16 protein-coding genes are annotated in these 18973 nt (G+C 69.8%); 8 read left to right on the top strand and 8 right to left on the bottom strand.

The annotated features are described in order from the left end of the window. Positions 1-290 precede the first annotated feature (290 nt). Positions 291-1490: a helix-turn-helix domain-containing protein gene (locus tag F8566_RS08525; RefSeq protein WP_151559527.1), complete on the top strand. Its 1200-nt coding sequence runs from the start codon at positions 291-293 to the stop codon at positions 1488-1490. Between the two features lie 9 nt (positions 1491-1499). On the opposite strand, the gene F8566_RS08520 is transcribed toward F8566_RS08525, so the two are convergent. The 3 genes from F8566_RS08520 to F8566_RS08510 form a co-directional block, all read right to left on the bottom strand. Then, complete coding sequence (locus F8566_RS08520; RefSeq protein WP_151559381.1) at positions 1500-2540, bottom strand: HAMP domain-containing sensor histidine kinase; 1041 nt, start codon at positions 2538-2540, stop codon at positions 1500-1502. Continuing rightward, positions 2537-3193 (bottom strand): response regulator transcription factor, encoded by a 657-nt coding sequence (locus tag F8566_RS08515; protein WP_225992965.1) that lies wholly within the window; start codon positions 3191-3193, stop codon positions 2537-2539. The genes F8566_RS08520 and F8566_RS08515 overlap by 4 nt, the downstream gene beginning before the upstream one ends. 185 nt (positions 3194-3378) lie before the next feature. Beyond that, complete coding sequence (locus F8566_RS08510) at positions 3379-4860, bottom strand: glutamate--cysteine ligase (protein ID WP_151559379.1); 1482 nt, start codon at positions 4858-4860, stop codon at positions 3379-3381. 229 nt (positions 4861-5089) lie between these two features. Here F8566_RS08510 and F8566_RS08505 point away from each other — a divergent pair, with 229 nt between their 5' ends. Continuing rightward, entirely contained in the window at positions 5090-6421 is a 1332-nt protein-coding gene (locus tag F8566_RS08505; protein ID WP_151559378.1) for a sensor histidine kinase, read from the top strand. A 75-nt stretch (positions 6422-6496) separates the two neighbouring features. Here the strand turns inward: F8566_RS08505 and F8566_RS08500 are convergent, their stop codons facing one another. Beyond that, a complete protein-coding gene (locus tag F8566_RS08500; protein ID WP_151559377.1) occupies positions 6497-7045 on the bottom strand; it encodes a YceI family protein in 549 nt (182 codons plus the stop codon). Positions 7046-7177: 132 nt separating this feature from the next. Here F8566_RS08500 and F8566_RS08495 point away from each other — a divergent pair, with 132 nt between their 5' ends. Together F8566_RS08495 and F8566_RS08490 are read left to right on the top strand one after the other, a co-directional pair. Next, positions 7178-7795 carry a TetR/AcrR family transcriptional regulator gene (locus tag F8566_RS08495; protein ID WP_151559376.1) on the top strand — a complete coding sequence of 206 codons (618 nt, stop codon included), beginning with the start codon at positions 7178-7180 and terminating at the stop codon, positions 7793-7795. A 134-nt stretch (positions 7796-7929) separates the two neighbouring features. Beyond that, positions 7930-9525: an acyl-CoA synthetase gene (locus tag F8566_RS08490; protein ID WP_151559375.1), complete on the top strand. Its 1596-nt coding sequence runs from the start codon at positions 7930-7932 to the stop codon at positions 9523-9525. Between the two features lie 6 nt (positions 9526-9531). Here the strand turns inward: F8566_RS08490 and F8566_RS08485 are convergent, their stop codons facing one another. Then, entirely contained in the window at positions 9532-10116 is a 585-nt protein-coding gene (locus F8566_RS08485; protein ID WP_151559374.1) for a GDSL-type esterase/lipase family protein, read from the bottom strand. 105 nt (positions 10117-10221) lie between these two features. Further along, on the bottom strand, positions 10222-10758 hold the full coding sequence (sigE, locus tag F8566_RS08480; protein WP_151559526.1) for an RNA polymerase sigma factor SigE: 537 nt from the start codon (positions 10756-10758) through the stop codon (positions 10222-10224). A 383-nt stretch (positions 10759-11141) separates the two neighbouring features. Here sigE and F8566_RS08475 point away from each other — a divergent pair, with 383 nt between their 5' ends. Beyond that, complete coding sequence (locus F8566_RS08475; protein WP_151559373.1) at positions 11142-12728, top strand: acyl-CoA synthetase; 1587 nt, start codon at positions 11142-11144, stop codon at positions 12726-12728. On the opposite strand, the gene F8566_RS08470 is transcribed toward F8566_RS08475, so the two are convergent. Further along, a complete protein-coding gene (locus tag F8566_RS08470) occupies positions 12686-13840 on the bottom strand; it encodes a glycosyltransferase family 4 protein (RefSeq protein ID WP_225992963.1) in 1155 nt (384 codons plus the stop codon). The genes F8566_RS08475 and F8566_RS08470 overlap by 43 nt on opposite strands. Before the next feature lie 128 nt (positions 13841-13968). On the opposite strand from F8566_RS08470, the gene F8566_RS08465 reads away from it, so the two are divergent. Genes F8566_RS08465 through F8566_RS08455 form a run of 3 tightly spaced genes read left to right on the top strand, consistent with a single transcriptional unit; the run spans position 13969 to position 17470 of the window. Continuing rightward, a complete protein-coding gene (locus tag F8566_RS08465; RefSeq protein ID WP_151559371.1) occupies positions 13969-14832 on the top strand; it encodes a PIG-L deacetylase family protein in 864 nt (287 codons plus the stop codon). Then, positions 14829-15872, top strand: coding sequence for a lysylphosphatidylglycerol synthase domain-containing protein (locus tag F8566_RS08460; protein WP_151559370.1), 1044 nt, complete (start codon positions 14829-14831; stop codon positions 15870-15872). Before F8566_RS08465 ends, F8566_RS08460 begins: the two co-directional genes overlap by 4 nt. Further along, entirely contained in the window at positions 15869-17470 is a 1602-nt protein-coding gene (locus tag F8566_RS08455; protein ID WP_151559369.1) for a serine/threonine-protein kinase, read from the top strand. The genes F8566_RS08460 and F8566_RS08455 overlap by 4 nt, the downstream gene beginning before the upstream one ends. A gap of 18 nt (positions 17471-17488) precedes the next feature. On the opposite strand, the gene rho is transcribed toward F8566_RS08455, so the two are convergent. Continuing rightward, positions 17489-18730 (bottom strand): transcription termination factor Rho, encoded by a 1242-nt coding sequence (gene rho, locus F8566_RS08450; RefSeq protein ID WP_151559368.1) that lies wholly within the window; start codon positions 18728-18730, stop codon positions 17489-17491. Positions 18731-18973 lie beyond the last annotated feature (243 nt).

The following is an 18973-nucleotide window of genomic DNA, read 5'->3' as shown; positions in this document are numbered from 1 at the left end:
TTCGTCTTGCCTCTACCAATGTCGCATTACCCGCAAAGAGGGGCCAGAGCCCAGCCCTGTGGCGTGTTGTCTTCCGGTCCGGCCGAATCTGGTCGCGGCTCGACTTAGACTTTGCGCCCGGGTGACCAAAGGGACATGATTTCCACCACACGGTGCACATAAGTAATCAATTACCCCTTGTGTCCGGCGCTGTACGCGGGGGAGCGAACGGTGGGGAGGCGCACGTGGTCAACGGTGCCGAGGTGAGCGGAAGACCTTGGACGGACCTGCCTCGTGAGCTGGCGGACCACATGCGGCCGCACCTCGACGAGGTCGCGGACGACATGATCCAGGAGATCCAGACGCGCGTGCGCGAGTACGACCGGCCCGGGGAGGGGCCCTATTCGAGCACGCTCCGTCTCGCCGTCGAGCGCGTCCTGCACTACTTCGTCGAGCGGGTCGCCGATCCGAAGGAGCCGGACTCCTCGGTGATCGACTTCTTCCGGACGATCGGCCGTGGCGAGGCCGGGGAGGGCCGCAGCCTGGACGCCGTCCAGACCGCGATGCGGGTCGGCGGCATGGTGGCCTGGCGCCGCATGGCCGAGGGCGCCGCCGCCCTGGAGGTCCCCGCCCGGACACTGGGCGCCGTCGGCGAGGCGCTGATGTTGTTCCAGGACGAGCTGGCCGCCGCGGCCGGCGAGGGGTACGCGCAGGCCAAGGCCGCCGTGGCCGGTGAGATGCAGCGGCGGCGCAAGCGCCTGCTCGACCTGCTGTTCGCCGACCCGCCCGCTGCGCCCGAGGCCATCGCCGACCTCGCCGCGGCCGCGCACTGGCCCATCCCGCGCACGGTCGCCGCCGTCGCCCTCGGCCAGGAGACCCGCCAGCCGACGGCGTTCCCGCCCGACATCCTCTCCGACCTCGGCCGCCGCACGCCGGCCCTGATCATTCCCGATCCCGACGGGCCGGGCCGCGCCAAGCTGGTGGACCGCGCCCTGAGCGGGTCACTGGCCGTGGTCGGGCCGACCGTGCCGCTGAACGAGGCGGCACGTTCGATCGAATGGGCCCGCAAGACCCTCGGCCTGGCCGAACGCGGCGTCATCGGGGCGACCACCGGCGTGATCCGCAGCGTCGAGCACATGTCCACGCTGATCCTCTTCCAGGACGAGGAGCTGATCACGTCGCTGGCGCGGCTGCGCCTGGCTCCCCTGTCCCACCTGCGTTCGAGCCAGCAGGACCGGCTCGCCGAGACCCTCCTCGCCTGGCTCCAGTCCGGCCGGAACGCCAACGAGGTCGCCATGCGCCTCCACGTCCACCCCCAGACGGTCCGCTACCGGCTCCGCCAGCTGGAGGAGCTCTTCGGCGACCAGCTTCTCGACCCCGACCTGCGCTTCGACCTGGAGATCGTCCTCCGCGCGCGGGCCCTGCTCGGCGACCGTCCCGGCGAGCAGATCATCCCCTCCACCGGAGAGGCCGTCGGCGACACGGCGGAGGTCGTCAGCTTCCGCCGCTAGCCTCCGTCGCTAGTTTCCATCGCAGGCTGCGGCCCGCGGGATGAGGACGCGGATCCGGCAGCCGCTCGGGCTGTCGACGACGAAGATGTCCCCGCCGTGCAGGTCGACGGCCCAGCGGGCGATGGCCAGGCCCAGCCCCGTGCCGCCGCCGGGGGTGCCCACGCCGGTGCCGGACGCGGCTCCGCGGTTGAAGCGTTCGAAGACCTGCGAACGTTCGGCCTGCGGGATTCCGGGGCCCTCGTCGGAGACCTCGAGGCTGAGCCCGCCGTCCGGCGCCGGGCGCGCGGTCACCGTGACGGTGCCGCCAGGAGGGCTGTGGCGGACGGCGTTGTCGAGCAGGTTGGCCAGGACCTGGTGCAGGCGGTCCCGGTCGGCCACGGCCGCCAGACCTGGCGCGACATCGATGTCCAGGCGGGCGTCCGGATACGCGGCGGTCGCCTCGGCGACGAACGCGGCCACGTCGAGGGTGGTGCGTTCCAGGGTGTCGGCGCCGGCGTCCACACGGGAGAGATCGAGCAGCTGGGTGACGAGGCGGCCGAGCCGTTCGGTCTGCTCGACCGCGGATTCGAGGACCTCCGGGGTGGCCGGGGTGACGCCGTCCGCGACGTTCTCCAGCACGGCGCGGAGCGCGCTGATCGGGGTGCGGAGCTCGTGCGACACGTTCGCCACGAACTCGCGGCGCTGGCGGTCCACGGCGGCCAGGTCGGCGGCCATGCGGTTGAACGCCTGGGCGAGCTCGCCCACCTCGTCCCGGGAGCTGGCGCGGACACGGCGGCTGTAATCGCCCCGGGCCATGGCCCGGGCGGCGGTGGTCATCTCGCGTAGCGGCGCGGTCATGCCGTGTGCGATCAGCTGCACCACCCCGAGGGAGATGAGGACGCCGACGGGCATGGTCTGGCGGGCCCGGAAGCCCAGCGCGTACCCCCAGAGCACGATCAGGACGGCGGTGCAGGCGGTCACCACCGTGACGACCCCGAACTTGACCTTGATCGAGCGCAGCGGGTCGAGCGGACGGGGCAGCCGCGCCCACAACCCGTGAAGAAATCTCATGACGGGACCTCGAACGAGTAGCCGACCCCGTGCACCGTGCGGATCAGGTCGGCGCCGAGCTTGCGGCGCAGTGCCTTGACGTGGCTGTCCACGGCGCGGGTGCCGGACGCGTCGGCCCAGTCCCACACCTGTTCCAGCAGCAGCGCGCGGGTGAGCACGGTGCCCGGATTGCGGACCAGGCATCCCAGCAGGTCGTATTCGGTCGGCGTCAGATGTACCTCATGGCCGTCCCGCCGGACGCGGCGCGCCCTCTGGTCGATCTCCAGCGGGCCCAGGCGCAGGACGTCCGGGGCGGCGGGCGCCTCGGCCCGCTCGAACCGCCGCAACACCGTCCGGACGCGGGCGACCAGCTCCCGCATGCTGAACGGCTTGGTGATGTAGTCGTCGGCGCCGACACCGAGGCCCACGAGAAGGTCGGTCTCGTCGTCGCGGGCGGTCAGCATCAGGACCGGGACGCTGCGTTCGGCCTGAACACGGCGGCAGACCTCCAGGCCGTCGAAGCCCGGCAACATCACGTCGAGCACGATCAGATCCGGCTCGTACGAGCGGGCCCGCTCGACCGCCGACGGGCCATCACCGGCGGTCTCCACCGCGAACCCCTCCGCAGTGAGCCGGTCCGCCACCGCGCGCGCGATCGTGGGTTCGTCCTCCACGACCAGAATGCGCGGCGCAGCGGCGGCGGGGGGTGTGGGGGGTCGACCTCCCTCGGGCGACCCCGCGCGCTGCCTGCCTACAGGCTGTGCCTTCTCTGCCACGGCCCGACTTTAGGCGGGCGTCGTGGGTGCTTTGGGAGCGAATTGTGGCGAATCTGTGAAGATCAGCCCCTCAGGCGCGCGGCCTAGGGGCCGGGGGTCCAGGTGTGGACGGGCTCGTTGGTGTTCATGCGCTCGATGTAGCTGCGGGTCATCAGGCGGAGGGCCTCATGCCGTTCGGTGCCGAACGAGTCCTCGATCGCCTGCACGGTCTCGATCTGCCACGCCGCACCGGTGCGGCCGGTGATGCACCGCCGCTCGATGATGCCCATGAGCCGGTCGCGGCGGGCCGGCTCGACGCCCCAGCGGTCCAGTCCCTCGTACGCCAGCGGCAGCAGGCGCCGGAGCACCAGCTCGGCGGCGGGCACGTCGCCCAGGCCGGGCCAGTAAAGGGTCGCATCCATCCCGTCGCGGGCCGCGCGGTGCAGGTTGTCGGCCGCGGTCGCGAACGACATCCGGCTCCACACGGGGCGTTCCTCCTCGGCGAGCATGCGCAGGACGCCGTAGTAGAACGCGCCGTTGGCCACGATGTCGGCCACCGTCGGGCCCGCCGGGAGCACGCGGTTCTCGATGCGCAGGTGCGGACGGCCGTTCACCACGGCGTAGATGGGACGGTTCCAGCGGTAGACCGTGCCGTTGTGCAGCGAGAGCTCGCCCAGCTCCGGGATGCGGCCTTCCTGCAGGGTCTCCAAGGGATCTTCCTCGTCGCACAGCGGCAGCAGCGCGGGGAAGTAGCGGGTGTTCTCCTCGAAGAGATCGAAGACCGAGGTGATCCAGCGTTCGCCGAACCACACCCGTGGGCGCACACCCTGCGCCTTGAGCTCGTCCGGCCGGGTGTCGGTGGCCTGCTCGAACAGCGTGATGCGGGTCTCGTGCCACAGCCGGTGACCGAAGAGGAACGGAGAGTTGGCGGCCATGGCCACCTGGGGCCCGGCGATGGCCTGGGCTGCGTTCCAGTGCGCGCCGAAGTGGTCGGGGCTGACCTGGAGGTGGAACTGCACGCTGGTGCACGCGGCCTCGGGCGTGATGTTGTCGGCGTGCATGCTCAACGGCTCGGGGCCGTTGATGTCGATGTGCAGTTCCTCGCCGCGTGCCGCGAAGATCTGCTCGTTGAGGAGTTTGTACCGTGTGTTCGACGAGAGCGTCTCCTCGCCGATGTCCGAACGGCGCAGCGTCGGCAGGATGCCGATCATCGCCAGCGAGGCACCGACCTCGCGGGCCGCTCCGTCCGCGTGGTTGAGGTGCTCGCGCACCTCGGTCTCCAGTTCGCCGGTGCCCTCCCCGCCCAGTTCCCGGGGCGGGATGTTGATCTCAAGATTGAACTGGCCGAGCTCGGTGGCCCAGGCCGGATCCGCGATCGCCTTCAGCACGTCGTCGTTGCGCATCAGCGGATCGCCCAACCCGTCCACCAGGTTGAGCTCGATCTCCAGCCCGATGTGCGGTCGCTCGAACTCGAACTGCGACTCGCTCAGCATGCGGGCCAGGACATCCAGGCAGCGCCGCACCTTGTCGCGATAGCGCCGCCGATCCTCACCACTGATGGCGACGGCCGATACATCCCTGCCCATGGTCCGTCCCCTACGATCCGGGTGAACTACTACAAAACGGATGTCCCGCCAGGGGCCAGGTGAAACCCAAGGGCGGTTTGCGGTCGTCCCGAAGTGTGTACTGGCGGGTACCTTGTGTCATGGGTCCGGCGCGGGACCAGCGTTCGTGACACTCTGTGATTGGCTGCGGCCGACAGGGCGTCGTCGCCAGGCACCAACGCGAGGACACGTGCGCGGAGCAGGGGGATGGATGCGGCTGCGGCCCCGGTCGATCAGGGCGCGGGACACCCTTGTCGCCGCAGTCCTCGCCCTGCTGGTCTTCGGCGGGGTCGCCGTCGCGGTCGATCTGGGCATCCGGAGCGGCACAGAGGCGCGCATCCTCCAGGAGACACAGCTCGCCGCCCGCCGCGCCAGCGCCAGCGTGCGTGACGGGACGCTGACCAGCCCGATTCCGGACGACTCGGGCGGCCGCATCCTGATCCAGGTCGTCGGTCCGGGCGGCCGCGTGCTGGACTCGACCCCCGCCGCCTCCGGTCTCCCGCCGTTGAGCACCCGGTGGCCGCCGGTACAGGAACGTGTTCATGACTGGATCGAGTGCGACGACGACGGCTGCATGATGATCGAGGCCATCCGGGTCACGACCGCGCCCGACTCGGTGGTGGTCTACGCCGGGACGCCGATGCCCGGGTTCATCGTCTCGGGGCTCCTCGAAGTGCTGCTCGGCGTCGCCGTGCTGATCCTGTCCACCCTCTCGGCCTGGATCACCTGGCGGATCGTGGGCCGTACCCTCCGCCCGGTCGAGGCGATCCGCGCCCAGCTGGCCGAGATCAGCGGCAGCGACCTGTCCCGCCGGGTGCCGGAACCCGCCGGCGACGGGGAGATCGCCGAGCTGGCCCGGACCGCCAACCAGACGCTGGACCGGCTCGAACGCGCGGTGGAACGGCAGCGCCAGTTCGCCTCGGACGCCTCGCACGAGCTCCGGACGCCCATCGCCGGGCTGCGCGCCAACCTCGAGGACGCCGCGATGCATCCCGACGACACCGACCTGAACGACGCGGTCCGGTCCGCTCTGCGCGACACCGACCGGCTGGAGTCGATCGTCACCGATCTCCTGCTCCTCGCCCGCATCGGCACCGGCGGCATCACCGCCCATGAGGAGATCGATCTGGCCGCCCTCGTCGGCGCCGAGGTCCGCCAGCGCGGTTCGAGCCTGCTCGTCTGCACCCGCCTGGACCCGGAGGCGAAAGTGCGCGGCGTACGCATGCAGCTGGTCCGTCTCCTGGGCAACCTGCTCGACAACGCCGAGCGGTACGCGGACAAACGCGTCGAGATCGAGGTGGCCGCCGAGGCGTCCGAGGCCGTCCTCACGGTCACCGACGATGGCGCCGGCATCGACCCCGGCGACCGCGAACGCATCTTCGAACGCTTCACCCGCCTGGACAGCGCCCGCAGCCGCGGTGCCGGCGGTACCGGCCTGGGCCTGGCCATCGCCCGCGAGATTGCGCAGGCGCACGGCGGCCTTCTCGACCTTGAAGACTCCCCGCGCGGAGCGCGCTTCGTGCTCCGGCTCCCCCTGGGCTGAACGCGAAGGGCCGTCCACAGGGTGTGGACGGCCCTTTCGAGACGCGCTGTTCAGGTGCGCTGGCAGGTGCGCTGGTCAGGCGCGCACAGCCTGGACTTCGAGCTGGATGTCGACCTTGTCGCCGAGCAGGGCCTTGTCACCCTTCAGCGGGACGTTGAACTCGATGCCCCAGTCCTTGCGGTTGATGGTGGTCTGGGCGGAGAAGCCGGCGCGGGTGCCGCCCCACGGGTCCTCGCCGACGCCGTGGAACTCCAGCTCCAGGGTGACGGGCTTGGTGACGTCCTTGATCGTCAGCTCGCCGTCGACGAGGTAGTCCCCGCCCTCGGCGCGCACACCCTTGGTGACGAACGTCATCGTGGGGTGGTTCTCGACGTCGAGCACGTCGGCCGTACGCACGTGGGCGTCGCGGTCGGCGTTGCGGGTGTCGATGGACGCGAGCTTGATCTCGGCGGTGGCCTTGGAGTCGGCGGGGTTCTCGGCGATCTCGACGGCGCCGGAGAACTCGGTGAAGCTGCCGCGTACCTTGGTCATGAGGTGGCGGATGGTGAAGGTCACCTCGGAGTGGGCGGGGTCGATGTTCCAGGTGCCGACGGTCAGTTCCTTGGCAACGGTGGCGAGGCTCATGGGTGTCTCCGTAGTTCTTGAAGTTTCAACCAACGGGTCCGAGATTAGTTGAGACTTCAATCGATTGTCAAGCGCTGGGGACCGGTACCTACATACAGCGCGTACTGTTTGTTTGCTGGTTACACTTCCGGCATGTCCACGCAGACGCGGCGTACGCAGGAGGAACGCACCGCGGCAACCCGCAAGGCCCTGCTCGACGCCACGATCGACTGCCTGGTGGAGCACGGTTACCACGGCACCACCACCACCCGTGTGGTCGAACGGGCCGGGGTCTCCCGCGGCGCGCAGGTGCACCACTTCCCGACCAAGAACGACCTGGTTCTCGCTGCCGTGGAGCATCTGGCCCGCAAGCGCGCCGACCAGTTCATCGAGCAGGACCTCGGCCGGCTTCGGGCCGCCGAGGACGGGATCGGCGAGGCCCTCGACCTGGTCTGGGAGGTCCACCAGGGACCCCTCTTCGACGCCTCCATGGAGCTGTGGATCGCGGCCCGTACCGATCCCGAGCTGCGCACCCACGTCGCCTCGCTGGAGCGCACGGTCACCGCGGGCATCCTCGATCTGGGTCGCCGCCTGATGGGCGACCGTGTGGACGACGCCGAGTTCCGCGGCGATCTCTACCTCATGCTGGAGACCATCCGCGGCCTGCGGCTCCTGCAGTTCGTGCACCCGACCTCGCCCGAACGCACCCGCGAACGCTGGCTGAGAACAAAGTCCCGCCTCCGCCTGATGGCCGAGGGCCACATCTCCTGACACCGCCACATCTCCTGACGGGTCACGTGGTTGCCTGCTCTGGTCGATAGGCGCAACGCTAGACCTGTCTAATAAACAGTCCAGATTGTATGTTTCTGTCTGTCGAGTCCCATGAGCGGCGCCCCGGAGGACGGATGTCTCGCAGCTTCAACCTGGCCGACCTGTTCGAGATCGTGGCCGATTCGGTGCCCGGCAAGCTCGCGCTCGTGGCGGGCGAGGTGCGGCTGACCTATCGGGAGCTCGATGAGCGTGCCAACCGGGTGGCCCATCACCTGGCCGCGGCGGGCGTGGGGCCTGGCGATCATGTCTCGATCCTCGCCTACAACCGGGCCGAGTGGCTGGAGACGCAGATCGCGGTCTGGAAGATCCGTGCGGTGCCGGTCAACGTCAACTACCGCTACACGGCGGATGAGCTGGCCTATGTGATCGCGGACTCGAACTCGGTTGCGCTGGTGGGCGAGCGCTCGCTCATCGCCCGCCTGGGCGAGGCCAGGGGCAAGCTGGCGGATCTGCGCCATGTCGTGGTGATCGAGGACGGGTCGGGCGACGAGGTGCCGGACGCGGTCGCGTACGAGGAGGCGCTGGCGGGTGCCTCAGCCGCGCGTGACTTCGCCGAACGGTCGAGTGACGACCTCTACCTTCTCTACACCGGCGGAACGACCGGCATGCCCAAGGGCGTCATGTGGCGCTGTGAGGACATCTTCATCGCCGCCATGGGTGGTGGGAACATGCTCGGCGATCCGGTCTCCACCCCTGAGGAACTCGCCGGCAAGGCCAAGGACGGCGGCCTCACGACAATGGTGTGCGCGCCCATGATGCACGGCGCGGGCATGTGGGTGGCGTGGGCCTCGCTCACGGCGGGATCGACGGTCGTGTTGTGGTCGGAACGCAGGTTCGCACCGGAACGGGTGTTGTCGGTCGCCGCGGCCGAGAAGGCGCAGGTGCTGCTGCTGGTCGGGGACGCGATGGCCCGGCCGATCGCCGACCTTCTGGCGACCGAGCCGGGGGCCTATGACCTCTCGTCCCTCCTCGTCATCGCCACCGGCGGGTCGGTCACGTCGCCCGACGTCAAGGCCAGGCTGCAGGAGGCCGTCCCGTCCCTGATGATGATCCTCGACGCGTTCGGCGGCTCGGAGACCGGTGCGTTCAGCCAGGCGGTCGAGCCGGCGGCGGACGGGTCGCCGCGCTTCATGCCGCGCGACGGGAACGTGGCCGTGCTGGACGCCTCCCTGCGGCGGATACCTCCCGGCTCGGACGAGATCGGCGTCGTGGCCCGCACGGGACGGATCCCGCTGGGTTACTGGAACGACGCGGACAAGACCGCCAAGACCTTCGTCCTCGACGAGGAGGGCACCCGCTGGGCGCTGCAGGGTGACATGGCGCGGATGGACGAGGACGGGGCGATCCTGCTGCTCGGCCGGGGTTCGCTCGTCATCAACACCGGCGGCGAGAAGGTCTTCGTGGAAGAGGTCGAGGCGACGCTCAAATCGCATCCGGCCGTTTACGACGCGCTCGTGGTCGGTGTGCAGGATGAGCGGCTGGGATCACGCGTGGCCGCCGTCGTCTCATTGAACGAGACGGTCCCGGTCGAGGAACTGATCGCGCACTGCCGCAAGACGCTCGCCGGATACAAGGTCCCGCGCGACATCCAGATCGTGGACGAGGTCAAGCGCTCTCCCGCAGGCAAGGCCGACTACCGCTGGGCGAAGGACGTCTGTGGCAATGAGTGACGCGCCCTAACCCGTCATCAGGTCCGCGAAGTTGTCGGCCAGCAGTTGATGGCCGCGCGAGTTGAGGTGTGGCCGGTCCTCGCTGTAGTTGGCGGGGTCGGCCATGCCTGGCAGCGCCCACGCGTCGACGCACAGCGCGCCGTGCGCCGCCGCCTCGGCCCGGATCGCCTCACCGGCAAGGCGAACCCGGTCCTGGACCATGGGGACGAGCACCGACGGTATGTGGAGCCGTTCGGCGATGTCGGGGAGGGTGCAGGTGATCAGTGTGGCCGACATCGCGGCGAGACCGTCGAACAGCCACTTCAGGTCGCTGCTGAACCGGGACTCCTCGAACTCCGGGTCCAGGATGTCGGTCATGCCGGCGGTGAGGCTGATCAGATCGGGCCGGCGCGCCGGAACGGCGGGGAACTGGTCATCGATGATCTCCGTCACCGTCGCCCGGTCGGCGCTGAGGTCGGTCAGCGCGCAGGGGCGCCCGGTCCGCTCCGCGAGCGTCCGGGCCAGCCGCGCGTGCCAGTCGAGATCGTTGTGTCTGCCGCTGGGGCCGGCGCCGAGCCGGTCGCCGAGCGCCACGTAGATCGGCCAGGCCATGGTCGGCCTCCCGTCCAGAGGGGTGCCGTTCTTCTCATGACACTCGTCCTCGGAACGCGGCCTGGCAAGGTCGGCCGTCCGGCAAGGTTCGTCGGTCTCGCTCGATCAGGTGACGGGGATCGTCTCGTGGGCCGGGCGGCGGTGCTCCAGGGCGGCACGGAGCTGGGCGCGGCCCCGGTGGATGCGGCTGCGGACGGTGCCGAGTTTGACCCCGAGGGACGCGGCGATCTCCTCGTAGGTGAGGCCCTCGATGTCGCACAGGACGACGGCGGCGCGGTATTCGGGTGCGAGGGCGTCCAGCGCGGCCTGGATGTCGGCGTCCAGGTGGTTTTCGTCGTAGGCCTGCGCCGGGCTGGGCTCACGTCCCTGGAGGCGTTCGGCGGCGTCGTCGCCCAGCGCGTCGAAGCGGATCCGTGCCTTGCGGCGGGCCCGGTCGAGGAACAGGTTCGTGGTGATCCGGTGCAGCCAGCCCTCGAACGTGCCGGGGCTGTAGGAGGACAAGGATCGGAAGACCCGGACGAAGACGTCCTGGGTCAGGTCTTCGGCGTCGTGCCGGTTTCCCGTGAGGCGGTACGCCAGCCGGAACACCCGTGTGGAGTGTTCGCTGACGATCTCCTCCCATGTCGGAGGCGTCCACGCCATAGCGCCTGCGCTCACCACTACCCCCGTCTGATACGAAATCGTTACGGCACAGCATGCCGGTACCCGGATAAGAGCCGTGTAAGAACGATCCTCGCTGGCCGGAATCGGCGCTTACATACCGTGATACGGGTCCCGCGTGCGGCCGGTTCACCTGGGGATTCACGGGCAGGTCATGGGGTGGCCACTTGGGCCCTCGATCTCTCAGCGTGACAGAGGACACATTGATTACGCTGGATCGGCCTCGGCAGGCGCCGCCCGAAGGGTCACCAACGACGTGTGACCCAACTCATTAGATCAGTTGTCAACAATAATTGAAACCTTATCGGCCGGGTGACGATGATCGGGGCACTGCACACCCACCCCCCGAAACGCGAGGCAGTGGCATGGCGCGAAGCTACAACCTGGCCGACCTGCTCGAGATCCTGGCCGAGGCCGGCCCTGACCGCCCCGCCCTGGTGGCGGGGGGCGAACGCCGCACCTACAGGGAACTGAACGAGCGGGCCAGCCGCGTCGGCCACCATCTGGCGGCCGCCGGAGTCCAGCCGGACGAGCACGTCGCGATCCTCGCCTACAACCGGGCCGAGTGGATCGAGAGCATGCTCGGCGCCTTCAAGATCCGGGCGGTCCCGATCCCGGTGAACTTCCGGTACGTGGCCGCCGAGCTCCACCATGTCCTGTCCGACTCCGACTCGGTCGCGCTCATCGGGGAGCGCTCGCTGCTGGCCAAGGTCGAGGAGATCAGGGGTGACCTGCCGCGGCTGCGGCACGTGATCGTGATCGAGGACGGCTCCACGGCAGAGATCCCGGGCGCCGTCGAGTACGAGAAGGCGTTGTCGGAGGCGTCCCCAGGGGACGACTTTCCTGAACGTTCGAACGACGACCGCTACATCATGTACACGGGCGGCACCACGGGCTACCCCAAAGGCGTCGAGTGGCGCTGTGAGGACATCTTCTTCGGAGCCCTCGGCGGCGGGAACGCCCTGGGCGACCCGATCGACAGTCCCGACGCCATCGCCAAGAACGCCGAGCAGCCGCCGATGGCCGTGCTCGACTGCGCGCCCGTCATGCACGGCGCCGGCCAGTGGGTCGCGTTCATGGGCCTCTTCACCGGGGCCAAGGTCGTGCTCTACACCGACCACGCCTTCGACCCGGCCACGGCGCTGAACCTCCTGGAGGAGGAGCAGGCGAACGTCATGATGCTGGTCGGCGACGTGATGGCGCGGCCGGTCGCCAAGGAACTCGCCGACGGCTCGTACGACACGTCCTCGCTCTTCGCGATCGCCTCCGGAGGCGCGCCGCTCACCGAGAGCGTCAAGGACGCCCTGAAGGTCCACCTGCCGAACGTCATGTTCCTCGACAACTACGGGGCCTCGGAGACCGGCGCGACCGGACCTTCCGTCGGCGGTAAGGAAGGCACGGCCCGGTTCATGATGAAGCCCGAGGTCAGCGTGCTCGACGACGACCTCAAGCCGGTCGCTCCCGGTGAGATCGGCAAGCTGGCCCGGCGCGGCCACATCCCGATCGGCTACTACAACGACCCGGAGAAGACGGCCACCACGTTCTTCACCGACGCCGAGGGCACCCGCTGGTCGGTCCCGGGCGACTTCGCCATGCTGGAGGAGGACGGGACGATCACGCTGCTCGGCCGCGGCTCCCTGGTGATCAACACCGGTGGCGAGAAGGTCTACCCCGAGGAGGTCGAGGTGGCGATCAAGGACCACCCCGACGTCTATGACGTGGTCGTCGTGGGCCTGCCGGACGAGCGTTTCGGCCAGCGCGTCGCCGCAGTGATCGCGCCGCGCCCGGGAACGAGCCCGACGCTCAACGAGCTCACCGGCTACCTGCGCGGGCGTGTGGCGGGCTACAAACTGCCGCGCCAGATCCATCTGGTCGACGAAGTACAGCGCACCGCCGTCGGCAAGTCCGACTACAAGTGGGCCAAGGGCGTCTTCGCCGACGCCAGCTCGTAACACCCGTCGAAGGCCTCCAGCACGGCGGGCCATGTGCACCGCATGGGCTCGGTGGCCCGGTTGTGCGCGGCGATCCGGTTTCGCAGCCGGTGGTCATCGGCCAGCCGCAGCAGCGCCGCCGCCATCTCGGGGAACGTCCGGCCGAGGAGTCCCTCCCGGCCGGACTCCACGAAGTCGGCGACGCCGCTGCCCGTCTGCGCGATCACCGGCAGGCCCGCGAGCCGTGCCTCCAGCGCGGCCAGTCCGAACGACTCGCGTGCCGCCGGTGCCACGAAGACGTCGGCCTGGGCCAGGACGACCCGTACGGCGGAACGGTCCAGCCGCCCCGTGAGCCGCACCCAGCCGGACATCCCGTGGCGGCGCAGGTAGCGCTCCATCCTGGTGCGCGCCGGGCCGTCACCGACGATCGTCGCGCGGATCGGCACGACGGAGCCCACATCGCGCAGCAGCCGAAGCAGGTTCATCGGCTCTTTGCGCGGCGCCAGCCGGCCGACCGCGACCACGTGCAGCGCGTCGCCGGCCGTCCGGAGCCGCGTCGGCGCGTGCGTGAAGTCGTGCCAGCGCGACGTGTCGATCCCGTTCGCCACGACCAGGACGGGCAGCCTGCCGCCCACGACCTGGCGGATCGGCGCGGCGGCGGCCTCGCTCACCGCGGTCACGACCAGGCCGCCGGCGGTCCGCGCCCAGCTCGCGAACAGCCCGCGGTAGACGCTGCGGCTGACCGGGCCCCAGAGGCTGTGGACGGTGAGGACGACGGGCACCGCGGCCCGCCTGGCCTGCGGGACCGCCCGCCAGGCGAACGGAGAGGCCGCACCGGCGTGAACATGCACGACGTCCGGCTTGCGCTCCTCCAGTACGGGCCGGAGCGACCGGCCGACCGGAAGCTCCCAGGGCATCGGCGCGACGAGCCGATCCACGGGCGGCCGCCCGGCGCACGGCCGGCCGGCGGCGAACGGACTCCCGGCCGCGAAGGCCTCGTCCTCCGGCAAGGCCGTGCGGCACGGCGTCGCGGTGGCGATCGAGACGTCGTGGTCGGCGGCGAGCTGCGCACGGGACAGCTCGTCGACCTGGACTTCGATGCCGCCCAGCCGTGGCAGGAAGCAGTCGCTCACGTGGAGAATCCTCACCCCACCGAAGTGTTGGTCGCGGCGGGCCCCGGACACGGCTCGCGCCGTCCTGGTGGTTCAGGTTTGACCGAACGCAGGCATGATCTTCAAGTTGATCAGGGAATCCTGATTCCGTGCGACGGACCTGTGTCTTCTTCCACGCCCATCCCGATGACGAGGCACTTCTCACGGCGGGAACGATGGCCCGGCTGGCGGCCGAAGGGCACCGCACGGTGCTTGTGGTCGCCACCGCTGGAGAAAGGGGCCTCGCGGCGGAGGACGGCGACGGGCGTTCGCTCGGGGAGGCCCGTACAGACGAACTGCACGCGTCGGCACGCGCGCTTGGCTGCTCCAGAGTGGTGTTCCTCGGCTACCAGGACTCCGGGTTGGACGGGAACGCTCCGGGCGGCTTCGCGAGTGCGAACGTGGCTGAGGCCGCTGCCCGGCTCGCCGAACTGCTCCGCCAGGAACGCGCGGACCTTCTCACCGTGTACGACCCGGCGGGGGGCTATGGACATCCCGACCACGTCCAGGTGCACCGTGTCGGCGTCGAGGCGGCGCGGCTGGCCGAGACACCGGTGGTCCTGGAGGCGACCGTCGACCGTGATCTGCTGCTGCGCGTCCTCCGCCCGCTCGCACGGCTGCGGCTGGCGCCTCGCGCGCTGGACGTGCGGAGCTTCGAAAGCACGTACGTGCCGAGCTACCAGATCACGCATCGCGTCAAGGTCGCGGCGTACGCGGAGGCCAAGCGCGCCGCCATGGAGGCGCATGCGACCCAGGCCACGGGGGGCGACTCGATCCGCACCCTGGCGGCGTTGCTCAAGCTGCCGCGGGCGCTGTTCCGGCATGCACTCGGCACCGAGTGGTACGTACGGCGGGACCTGTCACAAGGAACCGTGCTCGGCCATCCGCTGCAGGCCTGGCCGGCGGCACGGCAGGGCGCCCGTCCGGTGCCCGAGCCCAACGTCTCCGCGTTCGGCGATGTGGCCGACGGTTGAGCAGGCCGGCGAGAGTCGTTCTATCAGCCGTCTCGCTCCTCGGCGCCGCGGCACTCCTGATCGCCCTTCCCTACGTGGTCGGGGTGAACTGGAAGGAGATCGTCACTGAGATCGGCGGTCTCAGCACCATTGAGATCGCTTTGCTGACCCTGCTGTGGCTGGGCGGGCTCTCGGCCTACACGTTCGTGCTCACGTCATCGCTGCCGGGCCTGACCCACCTGCACGCGTTCATGCTGAACGCCGTCGGCAGCGCGGTGAGCAACCTGCTCCCCTTCGGCGGCGCGGCCGGCGTGGCCGTCACGTTCGCCATGGCCCGCGGCTGGGGCCACCGTAACGCGGCGATCGCGGTGTCCACGCTCGTCACTGGCGTCTGGAACGTCCTGTCGCGGCTGCTGCTCCCGGCGGTGGGCATGGTGGCGCTCCTGATCGCGGGTGAGCTGCCCGACCGGCGGATGGCCGTGATGGTGGCGCTCGCCGCCGCCGCTCTGGTCGGGATCGTCGTCCTGCTCGTGCTCGCACTCCGCTCCGAGGTGGCTGCGCGCACGGTGGACCGGTGGTTGCGCGGCGCCGTGCGACGACTGCCCCTCCGGCTGCGCGGGCTGGTGTCACGCGCGGACGGCGCGATGCTCGACGTACGTCACAAGACCGTCGGCGTGCTGCGCACCGGCTGGCGGGGCCTCACCGCCGGCATGGTGGCCTACCTGCTGTTGCAGGCACTGCTTTTGAAAGGTTGTCTCTTCGCGGTGACGGCCGATATAGGCCTCGCCGAGGTCGTCGCCGTCTTCGCCATCAACCGGATGCTCACCACCGCCGTCATCACGCCGAGCGGGGCGGGCATCAGCGAGACCGGCACCGCCGCGTTGCTCGTGCATTTCGGTGTGCCCGCGGCGCCCGCCGCCGCAGCGACGATTCTTTACTCCTTCTACACGTATGCGATCGAAGTACCTGCAGGCGGCCTTGCGTGGACAGGTTGGACATTGCGTCGGAGGCGCAAGAAAAGCGACGCTTTGGAGCTAACCCGGACATTGGTCAAGAAATGATTCCGCCGTGGCGAGTGTGGCTTGGGATGCCTCGGGCGCATAACCACCACATGGGGAGAGAACGGATGGTACCCCTCGCGCAGCGGTATCGGATGCTCTCGGTGATGGGCAGCGGAGGGATGGGAACTGTCTGGCGCGCCTATGACGAGATGCTCGACCGCGACGTGGCCATCAAGGAAGTACACCTGCCCGAACGCCGGACCATCGGCGAGCGCCGCGTGCTGTGCCGCCGTCTCATCGAGGAGGCCCGCGCCACGGCGGCGCTGCGGCACCCGGGCGTGGTGGCCGTCCACGACATCGTCATCGAGAACGGCCGCCCCTGGATCGTCATGGAGTTCCTCGAGGCCCGGTCGTTGCACCAGATCCTCAGCGAGGACGGTCCGCTCGCCCCGCACCGCGCCGCCGAGATCGGCGTGGCGGTCCTCGGCGTGCTGCGTGTCGCGCACGGCGCCGGCATCCTGCACCGCGACGTGAAGCCCAGCAACGTGCTCGTCTGCGAGGACGGCCGGGTACTGCTCACCGACTTCGGGCTGGCCGTGCACATGCACGAGGGTCGCGAGATCGCGGACACGATCGTCGCCGGGATCGAGGGGTCGCCCGCGTACCTGTCACCCGAACGGGTGCGGGGCGAACCGAGCGTCGAGGCGTCCGACCTGTGGTCGCTGGGCGCGACGCTCTACGCCGCCGTCGAGGGCCGCTCCCCCTTCCTGCGCTGCCATGCGCTGGCCTCGATGGTCGCGGTGCTCATGGGGGAGTACGAACCGCCCGCGCGCGCGGGACCGCTCGCACCGGTGATCGACGGCCTGTTGCGTCAGGAAGCCGATGACAGGCTCTCGCTGGCCGAGACCTCGTGCCGGTTGACCGACGTCGTGCTCTCCGGATGCACACCCGGGACGGCGCCCGAGAGGGCCGTGGCGGCCGCCGCGGCGGCGGAGGCGGCCGGGGTCGCGGGGGCCGCGGCCGCCGCGAAGGCCGGCGGGGCGGCGGAGAGATCCAGCGAGGAGGCTTCGTTCTGGCGCGGAGCACTGGCGATGGTGGCGGTGGCCGACCGTCCGAGGATCGGCGTGGTCATCAGTGTGGCCACCATGGCCTTGCTCGTCGGCGCGATGGGCGCCTGGACCGCGCGGTGGAACTCGGTGGGCCAGAGCGCCGCCCTGGCGTTGCTGCGGCCCGGTTCCGGGGTCCCGGTGGCCACGAGCGTCAGGTACCACGAGTCAGACGGCTACTCGGTGAAGGTGCCGTCCGGCTGGAAGCGCGAACGGGTGCCGGGGGGCGTTCAGTGGAGCGACCCCGGCAGGCGGCAAGGTCTGCGCATCTCTCCGGTCCGCGGCGACGCGCTGGAGGGGCTCCGGTCGGCCGAACGCAGGGAGGTCAACGAACGGTCGTACCCCGGCTACCGGAGACTGCGCCTGGAGCCCGTGCCCGAGCTCTCGAAGGGCGGCGCGGAGTGGGAGTTCACCTGGGAGAAGGACCGGCACGGTCTGCGCAGCCGCACGGCCGGCTATGAGTTCTACTTCTTCGCACCGGACTCCCGCTGGACACCCGGGCAGCGACAGTATGACGAGATCCTCCAGACCTTCCGGCCCGAGCGATCGTGACACCGAGCGCGCAGAGGCTCAGGTCGTCTGCTGCACCTTGAGCAGGAACTCGGCGTTGGACGAGGTGTCCTTCATCTTGTCCAGAAGCACCTCGATGGCCTGCTGCCGTTCAAGGCCCTGGAGAACGCGGCGGAGCCGCCAGTTGAGCGTCAGCTCTTCGGAGGACATCAGCAGCTCTTCGCGGCGGGTGCCGGAGGCGTCGATGTCGACCGCGGGGAAGATCCGCTTGTCGGCCAGGCCACGGTCGAGCTTGAGCTCCATGTTGCCGGTGCCCTTGTACTCCTCGAAGAACACGTCGTCCATGCGCGAGCCGGTCTCGACGAGGGCCGTGGCGAGGATGGTCAGCGAGCCGCCGTTCTCGATGTTGCGGGCGGCGCCGAAGAACTTCTTGGGCGGGTAGATCGCGGTCGCCGCCACGCCGCCCGCCAGGATGCGGCTGCTGGAGGGAGCCGCGAGGTTGTAGGCCCGGCCGAGCCGGGTGATGGAGTCGAGCAGCATGACCACGTCGTGGCCGAGCTCGACCAGGCGCTTGGCCCGTTCGACGGCCAGCTCGGCCAGCGCCGTGTGCGCCTGGGCGGGCTTGTCGAAGGTCGAGTGGATGACCTCGCCGCGGACGGTCCGCTGCATGTCGGTGACCTCCTCCGGCCGCTCGTCGATGAGGAGGACCATGAGGTGGCACTCGGGGTTGTTCTCGGCGATGGAGTTGGCGAGCGACTGCATGATCATCGTCTTGCCGACCTTCGGCGGCGACACGATGAGGCCGCGCTGGCCCTTGCCGATCGGCGAGACGAGGTCGATGACGCGGGTCGCCATGGCGCCGGTGTCCAGCCGCAGCCGCTCGTCCGGGTACAGCGGGGTCAGCTTGCCGAACTCGGGCCGGCCGGCCGCCTCCTTGGGCGTGATGCCGTTGACCGTCTCGACGTGGACCAGGGCGTTGTACTTCTCCCTGCCCGAACGCGGTGCGCGTGCGGTGCCGGCGACGGCGTCACCGGGGCGCAGGCCGCTCGCCTTGATCTGGGCGAGCGACACGTAGACGTCGTCCGGTCCGGACAGGTATCCGCTGGTCCGCACGAACGCGTGCTTGTCCTCGACGGCCAGGATGCCGTGGAAGGGAAGGATCAGATCGTCGCCGGGGGTGGCCTGAGTCTTGGCCGCCTGGGTCCTGGCGGCCTGAGTTCTGGCGGCCTGACTCCTGGGGGCCTGAGTCTTGGAGGCCTGCTTGGAGCGCTCGGCCGTGATCGTGGTGGTGGTGTCGGGCATGTGCATCCCTTCTGCACACCTGAGAAGAGCGGAGGTACAGCAGCTCGGTTCGCCGGGCTGACGGTGGCTCCCTCGGTGCGGAGGCCCGGGGCCTGCAACGGATCCTGGGCGATGATGAATGGGGAACTCGCATCTCCGGACGCTCAGATGGCCCGGGCGGGGAAGAGACACCTTCGGTTCGTCATCAACGTGTCACGGATCACGAAGGCGTTACTTTGACAGTACAGCACAACGTGGCCGTCG

Origin of the sequence: Actinomadura rudentiformis (genome assembly GCF_008923185.1) — a bacterium.
In the GTDB taxonomy this organism is placed as follows: Bacteria; Actinomycetota; Actinomycetes; order Streptosporangiales; family Streptosporangiaceae; genus Spirillospora; species Spirillospora rudentiformis.
This window is presented reverse-complemented; position numbering and strand designations above follow the sequence as displayed.

Excerpts from the sequence above, each read along its gene's own strand:
- F8566_RS08525 (WP_151559527.1), top strand. The coding sequence starts at position 291 with ATGCGGCCGCACCTCGACGAGGTCGCGGACGACATGATCCAGGAGATC.
- F8566_RS08520 (WP_151559381.1), bottom strand. The coding sequence starts at position 2,540 with ATGAGATTTCTTCACGGGTTGTGGGCGCGGCTGCCCCGTCCGCTCGAC.
- F8566_RS08510 (WP_151559379.1), bottom strand. The coding sequence starts at position 4,860 with ATGGGCAGGGATGTATCGGCCGTCGCCATCAGTGGTGAGGATCGGCGG.
- F8566_RS08505 (WP_151559378.1), top strand. The coding sequence starts at position 5,090 with ATGCGGCTGCGGCCCCGGTCGATCAGGGCGCGGGACACCCTTGTCGCC.
- F8566_RS08500 (WP_151559377.1), bottom strand. The coding sequence starts at position 7,045 with ATGAGCCTCGCCACCGTTGCCAAGGAACTGACCGTCGGCACCTGGAAC.
- F8566_RS08495 (WP_151559376.1), top strand. The coding sequence starts at position 7,178 with ATGTCCACGCAGACGCGGCGTACGCAGGAGGAACGCACCGCGGCAACC.
- F8566_RS08490 (WP_151559375.1), top strand. The coding sequence starts at position 7,930 with ATGTCTCGCAGCTTCAACCTGGCCGACCTGTTCGAGATCGTGGCCGAT.
- F8566_RS08485 (WP_151559374.1), bottom strand. The coding sequence starts at position 10,116 with ATGGCCTGGCCGATCTACGTGGCGCTCGGCGACCGGCTCGGCGCCGGC.
- sigE (WP_151559526.1), bottom strand. The coding sequence starts at position 10,758 with ATGGCGTGGACGCCTCCGACATGGGAGGAGATCGTCAGCGAACACTCC.
- F8566_RS08475 (WP_151559373.1), top strand. The coding sequence starts at position 11,142 with ATGGCGCGAAGCTACAACCTGGCCGACCTGCTCGAGATCCTGGCCGAG.
- F8566_RS08455 (WP_151559369.1), top strand. The coding sequence starts at position 15,869 with ATGATTCCGCCGTGGCGAGTGTGGCTTGGGATGCCTCGGGCGCATAAC.
- rho (WP_151559368.1), bottom strand. The coding sequence starts at position 18,730 with ATGCCCGACACCACCACCACGATCACGGCCGAGCGCTCCAAGCAGGCC.